Origin of the sequence: Hymenobacter citatus (assembly GCF_014333615.1) — a bacterium.
Taxonomy (GTDB): domain Bacteria; phylum Bacteroidota; class Bacteroidia; order Cytophagales; family Hymenobacteraceae; genus Hymenobacter; species Hymenobacter citatus.
Map to the genome: position 1 here is coordinate 177,814 of NZ_JACSCY010000004.1, position 18,592 is coordinate 196,405.

Annotated in this window: 18 protein-coding genes and 1 pseudogene; 10 read left to right on the forward strand and 9 right to left on the reverse strand. The window is 57.2% G+C overall.

The annotated features are described in order from the left end of the window. Positions 1-207: 207 nt before the first annotated feature. On the reverse strand, positions 208-879 hold the full coding sequence (locus tag H8B15_RS07055; RefSeq protein ID WP_187318969.1) for an ATP-binding cassette domain-containing protein: 672 nt from the start codon (positions 877-879) through the stop codon (positions 208-210). Between the two features lie 330 nt (positions 880-1,209). On the opposite strand from H8B15_RS07055, the gene H8B15_RS07060 reads away from it, so the two are divergent. The 5 genes and pseudogenes from H8B15_RS07060 (at position 1,210) to H8B15_RS20990 (ending at position 5,146) form a co-directional block, all read left to right on the forward strand. Further along, positions 1,210-1,920 (forward strand): arylesterase, encoded by a 711-nt coding sequence (locus tag H8B15_RS07060; RefSeq protein ID WP_246455340.1) that lies wholly within the window; start codon positions 1,210-1,212, stop codon positions 1,918-1,920. A gap of 163 nt (positions 1,921-2,083) precedes the next feature. Then, positions 2,084-2,374, forward strand: coding sequence for a YciI family protein (locus H8B15_RS07065; RefSeq protein ID WP_187318970.1), 291 nt, complete (start codon positions 2,084-2,086; stop codon positions 2,372-2,374). 652 nt (positions 2,375-3,026) lie between these two features. Continuing rightward, complete coding sequence (locus H8B15_RS07070) at positions 3,027-3,836, forward strand: TlpA family protein disulfide reductase (protein ID WP_246455341.1); 810 nt, start codon at positions 3,027-3,029, stop codon at positions 3,834-3,836. 80 nt (positions 3,837-3,916) lie between these two features. Next, positions 3,917-4,255 (forward strand): annotated as a pseudogene (locus tag H8B15_RS21365) (DUF4369 domain-containing protein); the annotation flags it as partial. Between the two features lie 264 nt (positions 4,256-4,519). Then, positions 4,520-5,146 (forward strand): TlpA family protein disulfide reductase, encoded by a 627-nt coding sequence (locus H8B15_RS20990; protein ID WP_343069138.1) that lies wholly within the window; start codon positions 4,520-4,522, stop codon positions 5,144-5,146. A 28-nt stretch (positions 5,147-5,174) separates the two neighbouring features. On the opposite strand, the gene H8B15_RS07080 is transcribed toward H8B15_RS20990, so the two are convergent. Beyond that, positions 5,175-5,783, reverse strand: coding sequence for a hypothetical protein (locus H8B15_RS07080; RefSeq protein WP_187318973.1), 609 nt, complete (start codon positions 5,781-5,783; stop codon positions 5,175-5,177). Positions 5,784-6,028: 245 nt separating this feature from the next. On the opposite strand from H8B15_RS07080, the gene H8B15_RS07085 reads away from it, so the two are divergent. The 4 genes from H8B15_RS07085 (at position 6,029) to H8B15_RS07100 (ending at position 12,246) form a co-directional block, all read left to right on the forward strand. Continuing rightward, positions 6,029-6,433 (forward strand): BlaI/MecI/CopY family transcriptional regulator, encoded by a 405-nt coding sequence (locus H8B15_RS07085; RefSeq protein WP_187318974.1) that lies wholly within the window; start codon positions 6,029-6,031, stop codon positions 6,431-6,433. Continuing rightward, entirely contained in the window at positions 6,433-8,952 is a 2,520-nt protein-coding gene (locus tag H8B15_RS07090; RefSeq protein ID WP_187318975.1) for a M56 family metallopeptidase, read from the forward strand. Before H8B15_RS07085 ends, H8B15_RS07090 begins: the two co-directional genes overlap by 1 nt. A 189-nt stretch (positions 8,953-9,141) precedes the next feature. Beyond that, positions 9,142-11,676: a DUF5916 domain-containing protein gene (locus H8B15_RS07095; protein ID WP_187318976.1), complete on the forward strand. Its 2,535-nt coding sequence runs from the start codon at positions 9,142-9,144 to the stop codon at positions 11,674-11,676. Positions 11,677-11,841: 165 nt separating this feature from the next. After that, entirely contained in the window at positions 11,842-12,246 is a 405-nt protein-coding gene (locus H8B15_RS07100; protein WP_187318977.1) for a VOC family protein, read from the forward strand. Between the two features lie 143 nt (positions 12,247-12,389). On the opposite strand, the gene H8B15_RS07105 is transcribed toward H8B15_RS07100, so the two are convergent. After that, positions 12,390-13,118 (reverse strand): NADPH-dependent F420 reductase, encoded by a 729-nt coding sequence (locus H8B15_RS07105; protein ID WP_187318978.1) that lies wholly within the window; start codon positions 13,116-13,118, stop codon positions 12,390-12,392. Positions 13,119-13,221: 103 nt separating this feature from the next. After that, positions 13,222-13,569, reverse strand: a complete 348-nt coding sequence (locus tag H8B15_RS07110) for a DUF3592 domain-containing protein (RefSeq protein ID WP_187318979.1) — start codon at positions 13,567-13,569, stop codon at positions 13,222-13,224. A gap of 229 nt (positions 13,570-13,798) precedes the next feature. Between H8B15_RS07110 and H8B15_RS07115 the strand changes: the two genes are divergently transcribed. Next, a complete protein-coding gene (locus H8B15_RS07115; RefSeq protein WP_187318980.1) occupies positions 13,799-14,176 on the forward strand; it encodes a lipocalin family protein in 378 nt (125 codons plus the stop codon). Between the two features lie 128 nt (positions 14,177-14,304). On the opposite strand, the gene meaB is transcribed toward H8B15_RS07115, so the two are convergent. From meaB to H8B15_RS07140, 5 genes are all read right to left on the reverse strand, one after another. Next, complete coding sequence (gene meaB / locus H8B15_RS07120) at positions 14,305-15,273, reverse strand: methylmalonyl Co-A mutase-associated GTPase MeaB (RefSeq protein ID WP_187318981.1); 969 nt, start codon at positions 15,271-15,273, stop codon at positions 14,305-14,307. A 270-nt stretch (positions 15,274-15,543) separates the two neighbouring features. Next, on the reverse strand, positions 15,544-16,638 hold the full coding sequence (locus H8B15_RS07125) for a WD40 repeat domain-containing protein (protein ID WP_187318982.1): 1,095 nt from the start codon (positions 16,636-16,638) through the stop codon (positions 15,544-15,546). A gap of 105 nt (positions 16,639-16,743) precedes the next feature. After that, entirely contained in the window at positions 16,744-17,151 is a 408-nt protein-coding gene (locus H8B15_RS07130; protein WP_187318983.1) for an Imm63 family immunity protein, read from the reverse strand. Positions 17,152-17,169: 18 nt separating this feature from the next. Further along, the gene (locus tag H8B15_RS07135; protein ID WP_187318984.1) at positions 17,170-17,706 is read right to left on the reverse strand and encodes an NUDIX hydrolase; all 537 of its coding nucleotides are present in this window, start codon (positions 17,704-17,706) and stop codon (positions 17,170-17,172) included. A 31-nt stretch (positions 17,707-17,737) separates the two neighbouring features. Then, positions 17,738-18,421, reverse strand: a complete 684-nt coding sequence (locus H8B15_RS07140) for a L,D-transpeptidase family protein (RefSeq protein ID WP_187318985.1) — start codon at positions 18,419-18,421, stop codon at positions 17,738-17,740. Positions 18,422-18,592: the final 171 nt, after the last annotated feature.

Consider the following 18,592-nt stretch of genomic DNA (forward strand, 5'->3'; position numbering starts at 1 on the left):
ACTGGGTAGGGGCGCGTGGCACGCGCCCGTCGTTGTGGGGGTAGAGCGACAAGAAGAAAGAACGTCATTTCGAACGCAGTAAGAAATCTCGCTCGATAGTAATTGTCATGCTGAGCTTGCCGAAGCATCTCGCGTGCTGACGTTGGATTACTATCTTTCATCAGCACGCGAGATGCTTCGACAAGCTCAGCATGACTAGCGGTAGAATTATGCCGCGCTATCAGCAACCAGCTGCCCGCCCTTCAGCCGAATCACGCGCTGAGTTTTATTGGCCAGCTCTGGGTCGTGTGTCACCAATACCAGGGTAGTACCGGCTTCGCGGTTCAGCTCAAACAGCAGCTCTTCTACCGTGGCGCTGGTTTCGGCGTCGAGGTTGCCGGTGGGCTCATCGGCAAACAGGATTTTGGGCCGGTTGGCAAACGCCCGCGCCAACGACACGCGCTGCTGCTCGCCGCCCGAGAGCTGGGTAGGATAGTGGTGCCCGCGCCCGCCCAGCCCTACCCGCTCCAGCAACGCTTGGGCCGTGGCGGTGCCGTTGGAGATACCACGCAGTTCCAATGGTACCAGCACGTTTTCGAGGGCCGTGAGGGTAGGCAGCAGCTGGAAATTCTGGAAGATAAAGCCCACGTGCTCGTTGCGCACCGCCGCCCGCTGGTCTTCCGAGAGGTCGTCGAGCCGGATGCCGTTGAGCCACACGCTGCCCGAGGTGGCGCGGTCGAGGCCGGCCGACAAGCCCAGTAGCGTGGTTTTGCCACTCCCCGACGAGCCGATAATTGAGAGCGTATCGCCGGCCCGCAGCTCAAAGCTGACGTGTTGGAGCACCGTTAGGGCCCGGCCGCCGCTGGTGTAGGACTTGGTAAGGTTTTCTATTTTAAGCACTGCGAGAAGAAAGGCAGATGAGAGAAGCGTCTAAGTAAGTAACGAGGCGGTGCGCAGAATACTTTAAGTGCGTGAGCGTTTTCTGATTCGTAGAACGGATGCATCAAACGGTGTAGACGCGTATTCGCGTCTCATCGTCCGCGCCACCTGGTATTCAACCGCGAGTTGTTCAACGACGAGACGCAACTAGGCGTGTCTATATCTGCATGAAACCACCGGATAAGCGAACAACAAAGCGCATACGCACACCCTACCCAAACGCGTGTGTGTCGGTTTGGTTAATCTTTGCGGCGGGTTCTGTCGTTACCCTTCTACTTCTTACGCTCTTCGATGATGAAACTACCCTGGACTGTCTTCTTCGGCTGGCTGCTACTCGCGCTAGCCAGCTGCAACACCAACGATTCCCCAACCACCACTGAAACGCCCACGGCTGCCAGTAAGTCCGCTGCCCCGGCCACCACGAGCAAACCAACCATTCTGTTCTTCGGCAACAGCCTCACGGCCGGCCTGGGGGTAGAGCCCGACGAAGCCTTTCCGGCCCTGATCGGCCAGAAAATTGACTCAGTGGGTCTGAATTACGCTGTAGTAAATGCCGGACTTAGCGGCGAAACCACCGCCGGCGGCCGCAGCCGGGTAGGGTGGGTGCTGCGCAAGCCCGTGGCCGTATTCGTGCTGGAGCTGGGCGGCAACGACGGCCTGCGCGGCATTCCGCTCACCGATACCCGCCGCAACCTGCAAGCCATCATCGACACGGTGCGGCAGCTGAGCCCGCAGGCGCAGATTGTGCTGGCTGGCATGCAAATACCGCCCAATCTGGGCGCCGACTATGCCGCCGAGTTCAAGCAGCTCTACGGCGAGCTGGCCCAAAAAAACAACCTCGTGCTGATTCCTTTTCTGCTCGAAGGGGTAGGAGGCGTGGCCAAGCTCAACCAGCGCGACGGCATCCACCCCACGCCCGCCGGCCACCGGCTGGTGGCGCGCACGGTCTGGGGTATTTTGCGGCCGGTGCTACAGCAGCCCCAGCCTGCGGCGGGTAGTTAAAATTGACCAACATAGCATTATAGACCGTCATGCTGAGCTTGCCGAAGCATCTCGCGTGCTGATGTCTGCATAGTAATCCAACGTCAGCACGCGAGATGCTTCGGCAAGCTCAGCATGACGTTCTGATGATTCGAAACAGTACGATAACTCACCAAATTGCTCCATGCAACAATACCTGATTACCGCCTACGACTACACCGACCCTGAAGCCCTGCAACGCCGCCTAGCGGTGCGCGAAAACCACCTGGCCGGCGCCCGCCGGCTCAAAGCAACCGGCAACTTCCTCACCGGCGGCGCCATCCTGGATGCCGAGGGCAAGATGATCGGCTCGATGATGGTGGCGCAGTTTGCCACGCCGGAAGACCTAGCCGCCTGGCAGCGCGACGAGCCCTACCTCACTGGCCGTGTGTGGGAGAAGGTAGAGATTCAGCCGTTTCGGATGGCCGATGTGTGATTTCAGAAAGTGTCATTAACTCCTGAAGGAGCAAGTGAAACGAGGCAAAACAGAGCGCTACCGATCAGTTACCTAAGCCGTGGCTGGTCGGTAGCGCTTTGTTCTTTTCACGCTACCGTTACGTGGATTGCTCTATAGTGCATAGGCTGCTTGCTGCTCTATGTATAGAAATGTATATATTATTCCCCGAAGCTTATTATCAATTGTTTAACCAATATTAACCGGGTGAAAATGTATGTGGAGCTACAGTAAAAAGTATTTGTCGATTTTTCTCTTGCTGGCCTTACTTGTTAGCTGTCAGCAAAAGCAAAAAAAGGAATACAGTTACCAAATTGTGGTCGACGCGGAAGGGTGTAAAGACTGTTACGCTAGGCTGTTTTTTTTTGAAGACACCACCGATCATCCTGTTGTTGATAGTATAACTAGTCGGGACGGGCATTTTACGTTGCAAGGCAAAATCACTCAGCCTGGCTTCTATAATTTATACTACACTAGCAATACGGATAATACGGTAGTTTACTCTACTGATGTATATCTGCCAGCAGACTCAATCCACATCAAGTCCACAAAAAAGAATATTCGAACAAAGTTTTATCGAGTGCCCTCCACGGGTTCCTACCTTCAAAACACGGTTGTCTCCCCTCTTTCTCCCATGCAAAAGGAGTTAGAGCAGTACTTCATTCTCCGTGACAGCCTCTGGAACCAATTCTTTACAGATACAGACTTAGTCAGAGCCAAGTTTGCCCAGACGTTCGACTCGGGTAACAAAGCGTTAGTTGAGCAGTGGGCCGATTCTGTAAAGTACTTCGACTATAGGTTTTCCGGCTACTTGGCCGCCGCAGCTGATGCCTTCGTCCGGCAGCACCCTACCTCTGTGGTGTCGCTCTACGCCATGCTTGATAACCGAAGTGACCGGCCTTCCACGGAACGCTTCCGCCAGTACTACCAAGCCATGCCTGCCGAGTTGCAGAGGGGTTTTTACGGCCGCCGGCTAGATGAGGAACTGGCCAGAAACGAAAAGCGCGACGTGAACAACCAGCGCTTCGTGGGCCAGCATGTGCAAAGTTTGGCGGGCAAGACCCCGGATGGCAAGGAGCTGGACACGGAACAAATTTTCAAGCAGAACAAGCTCACGCTGGTCGAGTTCTGGGCTAGCTGGTGCGGCCCCTGCCGCATGGAGATGCCCAAGTACTACGGCCTGCACAAGCAGTACCAGGGCAGGGGCTTTGGTATGGTGGGCGTCTCGCTGGACACCAACCACAACAAGTGGCGGCAGGCCATTGCTGAGGACAGCTTACAGATGCCTCACTTGTCAGAGTTGAAAGGAACCAGCGGGGATGATATGCAGCGGTTTGGCATCAACGCCATTCCGGCGAATCTGCTCGTGGACGAGACAGGCAAAATTGTGGCCGTGGACATTCCCTACCCCAAGCTCAAAAAGAAACTGCAACAGGATTTGTAGAGGCTGATCTGATGCTTAGGTTTTTCTGTGTTTCAGCCTTTCGATATAACTGATTACCTAATTCTAACCGAGCGAAAAATATGTGGAGCTATAGCAAAAAGTACTTGCCGATTTTTCTCCTGCTAGCCTTGCTTGTAGGGTGCAAGCAAGAAAAAAAAGAGAAATACAGTTACAAAATAGCTGCTGATATAAAAGAATGTAAAGACTGCTACGTCAGGCTGTTTTTTATGCACAATTCTGATGGTAACGATCTTATTGATAGTACAGCAGCCCGAGACGGACGTTTTACGTTGCAAGGCAAAATCGCTCAGCCGGGCTTCTATATGATACGGTATCAAAGTCAGACAGATGAGAATATAGGAGATTGGTTGACAGTATATCTACCAGCAGACTCCGTTCATATTAAGACTACAGAAAGCAGCAGCGTTCAGACGAAGTTTTATAAGATGTCTGATGGTAATTCTCCCCGGAAACAGATAGTTATTTCCTCGCCTTCTCCCTTGCAAGAGGAGTTGGAGCAGTATCTTTTATTGAAAGACAGTCTTGACCACCAATTTCAAGTGGATAAAGAATTGATTAAGGCGAAGTTTGTCCAAACCTTCGACTCAGGCGATAAGGCGTTGGTCGAACAGTGGGCCGATTCTATAAAAAACTTTGAATACAGGTTTCCCAGCTACTTAGCTGTGGCAGCTCATTTATTCATTCAGCAACATCCTGCCTCTGTGGTGTCGCTCTATGCCATGTTCGACAACCGTGGCGACCTGCCCTCAGTGGAGCGCTTTCGTCGGTACTATCAAGCCATGCCCACCGAGTTGCAGCAAAGTTTCTACGGTAAGAGGTTGAATAAGGCATTAGCTGAAGGCGAAGAACGCAACGTGAACAACCAGCGCTTCGTGGGCCAGCGTGTGCAAAGTTTGGCCGGCAAGACGCCGGACGGCCAAGAGCTAAATGCCGCCCAGGTCTTCCAGCAGAATAAGCTCACGCTGGTCGAGTTCTGGGCTAGCTGGTGCGGCCCCTGCCGCATGGAGATGCCCAAGTACTACGGCCTGCACAAGCAGTACCAGGGCAGGGGCTTTGGTATGGTGGGCGTCTCGCTGGACACCAACCACAACAAGTGGCGGCAGGCCATTGCTGAGGACAGCTTGCAGATGCCTCACTTGTCAGAGTTAAAAGGCACGAGCGGGGAGGACATGCAGCGGTTTGGCATCAATGCCATTCCGGCCAATCTGCTCGTGGATGAGACGGGCAAAATCGTGGCCGTGGATATTCCCTACCCTAAGCTCAAGAAGAAGCTGCAAGGCGCCTTGTAGACGCTTAGCTGCGTGCTCGCGAATTGCCTTACTGTCTCCGTAATTCAATCTTGTCGATACCTCGGTTCAGACCACGCCACGTCATAGTGTTTGGGTCTGCTGTAGTTTCCACAGAAAAGTTGTCAACCAATCCAATTGATTTGAGGTAGGTCTCCTCAGCCTCCGGAAAACGAGTGCCTGATGGGAAATTATATTCCAACAGGAAGAAAGCCTGTGGCCCTGTCTTGTCAAATACGTGTTCGGCACTCGCAAGCAACCAAAAGTGCATAGGGTAGGATTTGCCTTTATACTGAATAGTACAGTCGAAATCGGGGTGGCGCAGGTCTTTGGGATTGGTGCGCGGAACTGCCGCCTGCCGAATGGAAAGGATAGCCAATTCCTGTAACACCGTATCGCGCTTAATACCTGCCTCGCTTTGGCTGCTATTATAGGACTGTCTTTTGATATGCACACGTTGTAACGACCAGTCGCCTACCATCTGCGGGGTAAGCTGGTTCATCAGCTTAATGCTCTCTTGATCGTAGTTGATTGCAGGCTTTGCTGTCGTACCTGGTTTTGCAGGCACTGCCTCCTCCTTTGTGCATTGCGTGAAGCATAGGGCAGTAGCCAGCAAGGATAAGTGTAGGTAATTCTTCATCAGTATAGTATAGGTGATGAACAATAGTACGCAGGAGTTGTAAGCGAGCCTAGTCCACTAGTTTAAGGTATTGTTATACTATTAGAAGGGTAGAAAATAAAAAAGGAGTAGAGCAGTGATAGTAAGTAGATGTGGCGAGAGATGAATATTGTACGAAAAAAATCGTAGATTAAGCTTGCATCTACGATATGTTTCGTATATACTTGCTGTACGAACTGATTCGTACACTGTAACAACCTCGCCTCATGCCTGATACCCCCATCCCTAAGCCTACCGAATCGGAGCTGGAAATTCTACAAGTGCTTTGGCAGCAAGGCCCCAGTACCGTGCGCTTCGTGAACGACGAGCTGAACCGCAAGCGCGAAGTCGGCTACACCACTACCCTCAAGCTATTGCAACTGATGCTCGACAAAGGACTAGTACTGCGCGACGATGATGCCCGCACGCACATCTACCGCGCCGCCGTGCGGCAGGAAGAAACGCAGAGCCTGCTGCTCGACCGATTTGTGGAACAAGCCTTCGGCGGCTCGGCCATGAAGCTGGTGATGCAGGCCCTCGGCAACGGCCGCACCTCGCAGGCCGAGCTGGAGCAGATTCGGAATCTGCTGAATGAATTAGGCGAAAACGACCACCCTAACGCAGATAAGTAATGAACTGGCTCGAACAAACCCTTTCGCCCGCCCTCGTACGCGCCCTGGGCTGGACACTGCTCCACTCGCTCTGGCAAGGTGCCGTGGTGGCCCTAGCCTTAGTAGGACTCCTGCTGTTGCTGCGTCGCCATAGTGCCCAGGTGCGCTATACCACGGCTGCCGTGGCTCTGCTCACCCTGCTGGTACTGGCCGCCGTTACGTTCAGCAAGTATTACCTCCTAGCAGCACCGGTGGCACCAGCTCAGGCAGCTGTCACGTATGAGGTAGTGAACCTGGCCGCGCCTACCGGCACCGGTGAGGTAGCCTCGGTGCTACCTGCCGGGCCGGTAGGCACTGCATCGGTATGGCAGCGTGGGTTGCAGTATTTCGATCAGAACATGCCGATGCTGGTGGCGGCCTGGCTGCTGGGCCTGCTGGCCATGACGCTGCGCCTGCTGGGCGGGCTGGCCTATGTGCAGCGCCTGCGCCACTACCGCGTGCAGCCCCTGGGCCAGGACTGGCAGCGCCGCCTGGCCGAGCTGGCCCAGCGTGCCGGCCTGCAACGCCCCGTGCAGCTGCTGGAATCAGCGAGGGTGAAGGCGCCGCTGGTGGTAGGACACCTACGGCCGGTGATTCTGCTGCCACTGGGCACCGTTACGGGCCTGAGCCAGACGTATATGGAAGCCATTCTGGCCCACGAGCTGGCCCATGTGGCGCGCCGCGACTACCTCATGAACCTGCTGCAATCCATAGCCGAAATCCTATTCTTCTACCACCCCGCCGTGTGGTTTATGACGGCCTGCCTGCGCACCGAGCGCGAAAACTGCTGCGACGACATGGCTACTACCTTGGTAGGCGGCAATCCGCTCACACTGGCCCGCGCTCTAGCTGCTCTGGCCGAGCACACTGTAGTGCCAAAAGTTGCGCCGCAGCTGGCCTTGTCGGCCGTGGGGCCCGATGGCTCGTTGCTGGGCCGGATCCGGCGGCTGGTGCAAGGGCGCACGGCCCCTACCTTCACGGAGGGCTTTATGGCTGCCTGCGTAGTGCTGGTAGGGCTGGTGTTGCTGAGCACGGCCGTTACGCTGGCCGGCCCGCGTGCCGCGGCCACTTCTTCTGAGGCTCTCGCAGCCTCTTCCGAGGCAGTTGCAGTGGAGGCCGACCCCGTGCTGGTGCGCGAAACCACGGCACTTGCCCCAGCCATAGCACCCACCGAAATGCGCATTCTCAGCATCTCGGCCGATGGCAAGGCGCTGGCGCAAATCGGTGCCATGCAAGTGAGCTTCGACACGACCCTGAACCCCGGCGTGATGCGTCAGCTGCGGGCCCTGGGGCGCATAGAGGGTAGCGGCAACGGTACCGTGGTCATCAAGAAAGACAAAAAAGGCCGCCTGGAAGAGCTGTATGTCGACGGCAACCGCGTGGAGCTGGACAAGACGAAAGGCAAAAAGGCCAAAGGCGAATTGGTGCAGGTAGTGCAGCTGCCGCCGTCTAGCAGTGACTATGATGAAGATATTAACATCAACGTCAGCGCCATCACCCGCGACGCCTTGCGGATAGCACAGCACGAACTGGCGCGCATCGACATAAATGGCATCACCCACGATGCCTTGGCCACAGCCGATGCGGCCCTGAGTGGAGTAGATATCAATGCCATTACCCGTGATGCTTTGCAGGAAGCCGAAGCTTCCTTACGGTCAGCCGAGCGTAATGCCAAAACCGACGAAGAACGCAACCAGATTCGGGAAAAGCGTGATGAGCTGCGCGAAAAGCAGCAGGAGCTACGCGAAAATATGCGGGAGCAACAACAGCAGATGCGGGAAGATATGGAAGATGCCCGCCGCGACATGGAGGAAACCCGGCGTGAGATGGAAGAAGATGGCCGCCGCGACGCGCTAGACGAAGCCCTGGAAAATGCGTTGCTAAATGACGGTCTAATCAAATCTGCTGACAGCTACCAACTACGGCTTAGCCCAACAGAGCTGATCGTGAACGGCACCAAGCAGTCGGCTGCGTTGCAGAAGAAATACCTGGCGCTCTACGAATCGGCGAGCGGGCGCAAGCTGAGCGGTACGGGCTCCGTGAACATCAGCAAGAACAGCACAGGCCGCACCAACACCATCAGCGGCCCGCGCGGTAGCACGCGGATATCGGGCTCTGTAACGCACTCTGGTACTGGCCGGCGCACGCCACCTACCCCGCCCGCGCCACCGGCACCGCCAGCACCGCCAGCTGCTCCTGCTATGCCCGCCCCGCCGGCCCCACCCGCTCCGCCAGCAGCACCGGGGGCTCCTAATGTGCCGGCCCCGCCCACGCCGCCTACCCCGCCTACGCTCGGCACCGACGAGCTACGCACGCAGCTGCGCAAAGACGGACTGCTGGGAGCCAACGAAAAAAGCTTCCAGTTTCAACTGGACAAAAAGGGCCTACGCGTAAACGGCAAGTCGCAATCGGAGGCCCTGACTGCCAAATACCGCCGAATCTACGACATCCCTACGAGCGGCAACTCCAACCGCACGGTGCAAGTGTCAGTGAGTGAATGAGAAGAATAAAAGGCCGGTAGCACTACGCTACCGGCCTTTTTTGTAGCAATAGTAGCACTATCGGTCGCCGCCGCTTTTATTCTGCGGCCACTAAGCAACGCTTGTATGCGGGTCTGCATCTATGGCGCCGTGTAGCTGCTCTACTGACCTGTTTTATCTATCGTCCCACCTCTTCCCGCCCCTTGTTTTATGTTGCGTTTTTGTAGCCTGCTGTGGGTAGGCTTGGCTATGCTATGCCTGCCCGTCATGGCCCAAACGCCGGCTTCGGCCGTTACGCTGGCCCCTAAAAAGCAACTCCAGGCCCTACGCATCACGGAGGCCATCAAGCTTGATGGCGTGCTGGACGAGGCCGTGTGGCAGCAGGCGCCGGTGGCCTCGCAGTTCATCCAGAACCGCCCCGCGCCCGGCCTACCCGAGCGGCACCCTACGGAGGTGCGCATCCTCTACGACGACGCCAACCTGTACATCGGGGCCGTGATGCACGACGTCAGCGCCGATTCCATTCCGCGCCAACTTACCCAGCGCGACAACCTCGACGGCAACACCGACTTCTTCGGTATTTTCCTCGATACCTACCACGACAAGCTCAACGGCTACGGTTTTTTTGTGACCACGGGCGGCGTGCAGTGCGATGCGCGCTACTCACCGGCCGGCGGCGAAGATTTCAACTGGAATGCCGTGTGGGACTCGCGCACCGCCCTACGCGGCACCGACTGGGTGGCCGAAATCCGGATTCCTTACTCGGCCATTCGCTTCAGCAACGTGCCCGAGCAGCTGTGGGGCCTCAACTTTATGCGCCAGCGCAAGCGCGACAACCAGGGCTTTTTCTGGAACGAGGTGAAGCCCGCCGTGGATGGCTTCGTGAACCAGTGGGGCGAGCTGCGCGGCATCCGCGACGTGAAACCGCCCCTGCGCCTCTCGCTCACGCCCTACGTATCGGCTTACCTGAACCGCAATGCCGTGAGCGTGGAGGGCCAGCGCCGCACCACCACCAGCTTCAACGGCGGCGCCGATGTGAAGTGGGGCATCAATGAGAGCTTTACGCTGGATGCTACCCTGGTGCCCGACTTCGGGCAGGTGCAGAGCGATAATCAGGTCTTGAACCTGTCGCCATTTGAGGTGCAGTTCAACGAAAACCGACAGTTCTTCACCGAGGGTACCGAGCTATTCAATAAAGGTGGGCTGTTCTACTCGCGGAGGGTAGGGGCGCAGCCCATCGGCTACGGCAGCGTGGAGGCCGGAGAAAACGACGAAATCATCCGAAACCCCGGCGAAACACGCCTGCTGAACGCCACCAAAGTATCGGGCCGCACCAGCAAGGGACTGGGGATTGGGGTATTCAACGCGCTCAGCAACAACGTGTACGCTACCCTACGTAACACCGAAACCGGCCAGGAGCGCGAGGTGCTGACGCAGCCCTTCAGCAACTACAGCATCGTGGTACTGGATCAGTCGCTGAAAAACAACAGCTACGTCTCGCTCATTAATACCAACGTCACGCGTTTTGGCCGCACCTACGACGCCAACGTGACGGGCGGTCTGTTTCGCCTGGCCGATAAGAAGAATGCCTACGCCGTAAACGGGCAACTGGTGTACTCGCGCCGGCGCGGCAACGAGTTCAATTCCGATTCGCTCATCAATGACCGGGACGGCTACAAGTACAAGCTGAGCGCCGGCAAAATCAGCGGCAACTTCACCTGGACCGTCAGCCACGGCATCGAGTCGGCCTCGTATAATCCCAACGATTTGGGCATCTTATTCGGCAACAACAACATCACGCAGGGCATCAACTTCAGCTACAACAAGTACAACCCGTTCTGGAAGGTAAACAACCTGTATACCTGGTGGGGCGTCGACCACTCCCTGCTCTACCGGCCCACGCGCTACCAGAACCTGGTTTTTTACGGCGGGGCTAACACCACTTTCACAAAGAAATTCCTGACAGCGGGCATTAACCTGGACGCCAGCCCCGTTACCCGCGACTATTACGAGCCGCGCACGCAGCCGCTTGGGGAGTATTACGTGCGTATTCCGGTCAACGCCAGCGTAAGCGGTTTCCTTTCCAGCGACTACCGCAAGAAATTCGCTTACGACGTGAGCCTGGGTACCCGGTGGCATGCCAAAGACGAGCGACTGGCCCGGCCGCGCCGCATGCACTACGATGTAGGAATTTCACCCCGCTACCGCGTCAATAACCAGCTGTTATTTATCTATAGTGTCGACTGGAGCCTGCGCCAGAATCAGATTGGATACATAGGTAAATTAAATACCGCAGAACCACTGGATTCGGCGTTTAGTAAACAGGTTTTGTTGGGGCGTCGGCGGGTAGTCACCATCACCAACGTGCTGTCGACGGCCTACACGTTTACCAACCGCATGTCGCTCACGCTGCGGCTGCGTCACTACACCAGCGACGTGCACTACCAGGACTTTGTACGCCTCGACAAGGACGGCGCGGAAACCCTGGTGGACTACCGCCGCAACCGCGACAACACCTACAATGCCTTCAACCTGGACATGGTGTACGGGTGGTGGTTTGCGCCGGGCTCACAAATCAGCGTGGTGTGGAAGGCCGCCAGCACTGCTACCCTCGATGGCAACGAAGCCACGCCGCTGTACTTCGCCAACCTCAACAACACCATCAATACCCCCCAGAATAACTCGGTGTCGGTGAAGGTGCTGTACTACCTCGACTACTTGGCCCTGCGCCGCAAGCGGGCGTAGGGGCGCGTTGCACGCGCCCGCCGTTGCTGGTGTCGGGTACATCGGTAACAGCTATATCGATGTAAACACGATTGCTCATCACCGCAACCGAGCTGCTTGAAGCGTAGAGTAGTTGAAGCAATAGAAACCTCCGTAACAACGGGTGCGTGCACCGTGCCCCTACCCATGAAACAGACAATCGGCGGCATCACCCTCTTGGTGCGCGACTACGACGAAGCCCTTGCGTACTACTGCGAAAAACTAGGGTTCGATCTGCTGGAAGATACCCCGCTGGGCGACGGCAAGCGCTGGGTGCTGGTGGCGCCGCCCGGCAGCACCGGCACACCGTTGCTGCTGGCGCAGGCCGCTACCCCCGAGCAACAGGCCAGCATCGGCAATCAGGCTGGCGGCCGGGTGTTCCTGTTTCTGCACACCGATGCTTTTTGGCCCGCCTACCGTCGCATAGAAGCGCAGGGCGTGCAGTTTCTAGAGCAGCCCCGCCATGAACCTTACGGCTGGGTGGTCGTTTTTGCCGACTGCTACGGCAATAAGTGGGACTTGCTGGGGCCGCCTACAGATGAGAAAGAGTAAGTCGTTGTAAAGAATAAAAAGGAACGTCATGCTGGGCGGAGCCGAAGCATCTCTACCGTTAGTAATTCCTGTTGATTAGGATTATCACGGTAGAGATGCTTCGGCTCCGCTCAGCATGACGTTCTAAATCAGCCAGTCGGCGGTTACTTCAGCTTGATGCCTTGCTCCTCCATTTGCTGTTCCTGCTTGGCGTGGTTGGCTAGGAACTCGGCGTGTTGGGCTCCTGTGCGCTCGGTGCCGAGGCGGGCCAACTGCGCGCGCACCTCATCGGCGGGCAGATCGTTGCAGTAGATAGGGCCGCCGGGCTGCTGCCGCCACGACTGGTGCAGGGTGCCACCATCCACAGCATCGAAGCCTAGTTCTTCTACCAAGGCCATTACTTTCTGCTTGGCGGCGTCATCGTCGCTGGCTACGGGCAGGCCAATGCGGCCGGGCGTGCCGGCAGGCTTGCCGTTTTTTTCGAGGTGGTCGGCGAAGATGTTGTTGAACACCTTTACCACTGGGCGACCCAGGTGCTGCTGCACCCAGCCGCTCTCGGTGAGGTCGCCGGTTTCCAGCTCCGTCATCTGGCCGTCGCGCAGCAGAGGGTAGTAGTTGCTGGTGTCGATGATGGGTACCTCGGCGGGCACGCCTGCAAACAAGTTATTGGGCAGATCGGGGATGTTTTTCAGCGGGATGGTGACTACAATGAAGTCGCTGCCGCGCTGGGCGGCCTCCTCGGCCGTAACGGGGGTAGCGCCGGTTTTCTGGGCTACGTCGTGTAGGGTTTCGGGGCCGCGCGAGTTGGCAATGTATACCGTATGGCCGAGGCTAGTGAGCCGCACGCCCAAGGCGCTGCCGATGTGGCCGGCCCCAATGATTCCGATGTTCATAGGTTGGATAGTTTACGCGCCGGCATTGTGCCGGCGTGGGTAGGTAAACAGCGGAAGGGGGCGTTTTGCTTTTTAGTTGAAAACTGGTCCAAGCCCGTACTTATCAAATGTATTGACGGTCAGCTGCTATAATGCTGAAGTCGCGAGGATTTGCCGGATCATACAAAACCGTTACTGCTGAGCCCTCTGGGTAGCGGGGTACTGCCAAAGCTACCCCGTGCTCATACAGCGCTTCGATTGTTTGGCCTTCTCGCGTCTCAAACCGAATGATAGGTCTGACTACAGTAGTCCTTCCCCATTTTATTTTGTTGCGTACCACGACGCCCCGCGCCCGCACACCGTTGGTCTGTAGTCTGTTTTCTCGCTTTCTAGCATTGTAGAAAGCAACGACTAAAATTGCTGCAATTGCAGCAAAGCTCAACACTGTAAAAGGGTTAAATACAAAATTCATAGAAAGCGTCTAAGCATTGAATAATGAATTGTGGGCGAAATTACTGCCTTGGTACTAAGTTTGATAAAAGGCGCGTATTGTTTTTGTCCTTTTTCTAACTTCACACTTCCTCATTGTGTATTCGCGTACTTTTTTAGCCCTATCCTTAGCTTTATTGGGCGGCCTCACTAGCTGCGATGATAATTCTGACATAAAGCCTACCCCTATTCTATCGGCAACTGACTTGCTGATGGCCAAAAGCTGGAAAATGACAGCTGTAACCGAAAAAGAAGGCAGCGAGCCAGCTAAGGACATTTATACGGACGAGCCAGCTTGTCTTCGCGACAATGTGTATCAATTCCAGGCTGATGGAGTTTTCATGATGGATGAGGGAACTACCCGCTGTGACCAAGCGCATCCGCAGACCCGCACAGGCACTTGGGCTCAGTCGAACAGTGGCACCATGCTAACAGCAACTATCAACCTATCTACCCAACCTGGGGTTGAAGCAAGCATGGAAATGAGAGGCACTATCGAATCGGTTTCCGCTACCCGACTCGTGCTTGTAGACAAGGAAGCGACGGCGGGGGTAGCCACCGAGACCCGCATGACATTTACGGCCCAGTAAGCGGCCTTAAGCCATAAAAAAGCCGCTCCTATCTAGGAGCGGCTTTTTTATGGGCCATGTGTGTCGGTTCGATGTGGGGTAGGACTTCACAAGTAACAGCACCAACGATGGGCGCGTGCAACATGCCCCTACAGCAACTCCCGCGCCGCCCCAAAGGCCGACTGGCGTCCCTCGCGCACGGCTTGCTCGATGGCGGGTAGGCGCTGTTGCACGTCGGGCTGGGCGTAGAAGCGGGCTTCCAGGGTCTGGCGAATGGTGTCGTGCAGCCAGTGCAGGTTTTGCTCCTGGCGGCGTTGCTGGAAGTAGCCGCTGGCCTGGGTGTGCTGCACATACTGCTGCACTACCTCCCACACCTCGGGCACGCCCGCGCCCGTGAGGGCCGAGCTGGTCGTGACCACGGGGCTCCAGCCGCTGGGCGCCAGCGGAAACAGATGCAGGGCGTTTTGGTACTCGCGCCGGGCCAGGCGGGCGGCTTGCTCGTTGCCGTGGTCGGCTTTGGTGATGGTGAGGGCATCGGCCATTTCCATGATGCCTTTTTTGATGCCTTGCAACTCGTCGCCGGCGCCGGCTAGCATCAGCAGCAGAAAGAAATCGACCATACCGTGCACGGCGGTTTCGCTCTGGCCCACGCCCACGGTTTCCACAAAAATAACGTCGTGCCCCGCGGCCTCGCACAGCAGCAGCGCCTCGCGGGTGCTGCGCGTAACACCCCCCAGCGACTTGCCCGCCGGTGAGGGCCGGATGTAGGCGGCCGGGTGGGCGGCCAGCTGGTTCATACGGGTTTTGTCGCCCAGGATGCTGCCGCCGCTGCGCTGGGAGGTAGGGTCTACGGCCAGCACGGCCAGGCGGTGCCCCTGCCCAACCAAATGCAGCCCCAGCGCCTCAATAAACGTGCTTTTGCCTACCCCCGGCACGCCCGTAATACCCACCCGCACCGAGCGGCCCGCGTGCGGCAGCACCAAAGCCATAACCTGCTGGGCGAGCTCCTGGTCGGAGGGTAGGGTGCTTTCCACCAGTGTAATGGCCTGGCTCAGCCGCACGCGGTTGCCAGCGAGCAGGCCATCGGCGTATTCGTGGGCGGCAAGGCGTTTGGGCATAGTGAAAAGGTAGGAAGCGAAGCCGCAAGCTAAGACGCATGGGTGAGAAGTTCTGGAAAACAGTCTGTCACCCTACGCCGCTTGTCTCCCTACGCCATCTGTCATTTTGTGCTTCCTGTCATCCTGAGCGGAGCGAAGGACCTTCTCACGATAGAACGATTACCGTAACAACGACTCGTTCTGACGTGAGAAGGTCCTTCGCTCCGCTCAGGATGACAGGAAGCACAAAATGACAGATGGCGTAGGAGGACACTCGGTTCTAGACGTGACCTACTTCGGTTCCACCAAAAAACTTGGCAAACCCAACTTGCTACGGCGGCCGCCCAGGCTCAGGCCGTCGTCTTTGTAGTCGGCTGCTTTGCCGGAGGCGTTGGGATTCTGGATGACGCCTAAGTAACCGTTGTCTTCGCGGGCGACGTAGATTTTGCCGTCGGGGCCGAGCTGGAGGGCGCCTACCTTGCGGTTGGCCGAGTTACCGATTTGGGTGGCTTTGCTGGTTTTCAGGTCGAACTGCCATATCTGGGCATCACCGCCGCCCGAGCCGTTGCGGGTGCCGTAGAGCTTGGTGCCGTCGGGGGAAAAGGCCACGCCGTAGGCCTCCTCATACGGCCCAAAGGAGCGGGGCTTGCTCACTTTGCCAGTGGTGCGGTCGAAGTCGAATACCTCAAATTTGTTGGCCTCGCGCCACAGCGCCACGGCCAGTTGCTTGCCATCGGGCGCAAACGCCATGGCCCCGATGGCGTTGCGGCCGGGGCCGGCGTGCATGGAGCCCACGTTGCTCAGGATGGGCTTGCCGGCCTCTACCCCCTCGGGCGTGACGAGGTAGGACACGAAGCCGTTGGAGTTCCAGCGGTGAGCCACCACCCACACGTCGCGGCCGTTTTGGTGGCGCACGGCCGCCAGCTTCTCTGCCACGGGCGAAATAAGCAGCAGGTTGGCGCGGGGCACGTCGCCGAGGCCGTTGTCGCGGGTCATGTCCACGATGGAGTAGCGCAGGCCCACGTTGGTGCCTTGCGGAGCTACTGTGAAGACGTAGAAAATATTGCCGCTGCCGGGGTCGGGCACCACCAAGGCGCTTTGGGTACTGGAGTTGCTACCCTGGAGCTTGCGGCCGTTGGGCATCACCTGGTGCTGGCGGTTCCAGATGGTTTCGCCGTTGGTGTAGAACAGTAGCTGCCCGCGCTTGTTGGTGGCCACGGCGCAGCCCTCGTAGGTGGTCATCTTGCCATCGTTCAGCGGGGTAGGGGCGCCGTTAGCAAAGCTCAAACCGGCTTGCTGGCCGAAGTACCAGAAGGTTTGCTCGCCCTGGGCTTGAGAAGAAAAAGCCGCACAGCAGGAAATCAACAAAAGCAGAAAGAAACGCATAGACTGAAAAGCAGAAAAAATTAGTCATTTCCAGGAAGCATAACGAAATGCCGTGCCATACTAAGATAAGGACCTTCTTTTTTGTGGGCGGTCGTATGCCTTGCCTCATTCCGTATCGCTGAAAGGCGCTTCCAATAGAATGTCTGATAACTCTTGCTGTCGACGCGCTTCCCAAGCCGGATTGAGCCGGTGCAGCAACTCCGCCTGCTTCGCAAATAACAGTCGTCGAAAATCCTGGTTGGGTACACGGTGTCGCACTTCATAGCTGCTAGCCATAGAAAATGTGATGCTGGCAAATACCCAGTACAGCAATTCGTCTGCGTCCTGCGTGGTGCGGCGCAGTTGTTCTTGGCCACGCTCTACTACCACATAATGCATACCGTTGCTGTTAACTTCCAAATGCGGCAGAGCACCATCGTCGCTATAGCCATAGGTAGGTCGCCAGGCAATAGGAGCTATTCGCTTCGCTAGAGTTTCTACTTGCTGTTGCAGTTGGCGTAGTTCGGCATTCATGGTTAGCTATAGATAAACTTAGATAGGCCACTCGCCCGCCACTAGCCGCGGCAGCAAAGCCCGCACCATGCGGTAGCTGGCGCCCCACAACGGGTAGGGGCCTACCCGGTAGAACGACACCGGGTAGGGCGCCGGCCAACCCGGTAGCTGCCAGGTTTCCGTCACGCGGGCGTCGGGTAGCAGCAGGTCGTCGATTATCACGCTCAGCACCTCGGCAATTTCGGTGGGCTGCCAGCGCCATTGCGCGGGCGGCTCTATGTGACCCACAAACGGCCAGATGCGAAACCCCGAAACCTCCGTGACAATGGATGGCAGCGTACCCAACATCCGCACCTGCGCGGCGGGTAGGCCAATTTCCTCCTCCGTCTCGCGCAGGGCCGTGGCTTCCAGCGAAGCGTCCTGCAACTCCCGCTTGCCGCCCGGAAACGCCAGCTGCCCGCCGTGCACGCCAAACTCGGTGCGCCGGATGACTACTAGGCGCAGCTGGCCGGCATCGTCGCGGTATAGGGGGATGAGCACGGCAGCATCGCGCAAGGGTGGGGTAGGGGTGTGCATGGTAGGAAAGGGAGCAGGTAGGGCCAGGCGTCTAGCGTACGGAATACGCGCCTCTGGCGTCGGTAGTCAGATGTGGCAACTGGTGAGTTTGCTCGAAAAACAGGTAGCCTGCACGCAGGTTTTGCCAGAAAACGACGTGGGCGCTGTTGCGTCGGGCCGTTAGGTTTTCGGATGTAAGCGGAAACGGGAAGATGTGCACGCCAATAGTGTCCTGCCCGGCGGCCCGGGCCTCCACGGCCAATACATATAGCTCCTCCATGCCCGCGTCGGTGATGGGTAGGCAACCCACGGTGACGTTGGAGCCGTGAATGAAAATGTCGCCGCCGGGGTGCTGGATGTCGCTTTGGTATAGGTCGCTGGCATTGGGGTAGTTGAGGCCGAGCGAGAGGTGGTAGGCGCTGGTGGGGTTGAAACGGTCGAGCTGGTAGAAGCCCTCGGGTACTTGCCCGTCGCCCTCGCGGCGCTTGGGCCCCAGCGTGCCCGAGGTGCCGGCTATATAGAAAGTGCGGATGAGCACAAACGGCGTAGCCGTGGCCCGCGTGCGTGCCCATACCTCCAGCTGCCGCCCTACCTTGAAAGCGCGTAGGAAAATTTCGGGCTGCTTGGGGTCGACGCCGTGGGCCGTCAGGAGGAGGCGCCACCCTGGCCATGTGCGCTCATACGCAGCCCGCACGCGCGGAAAGCGCTGCTGTTCGTCGCGAAAAGCATTTGGCAAAGGATTGGATTGGCAGAAAGAGAGGAGTAGAAAACCTGTAGAAAGCAGTAGGCGTATCATCCGATAAATAGGATAAAAACCAGGAACGTTGCTATATCTTATATAGTATATGTAGTAGGGCCTATGCAAACAGCTTTTCGTGTATCGGCCAGATAGCGCACTGCGAAACAT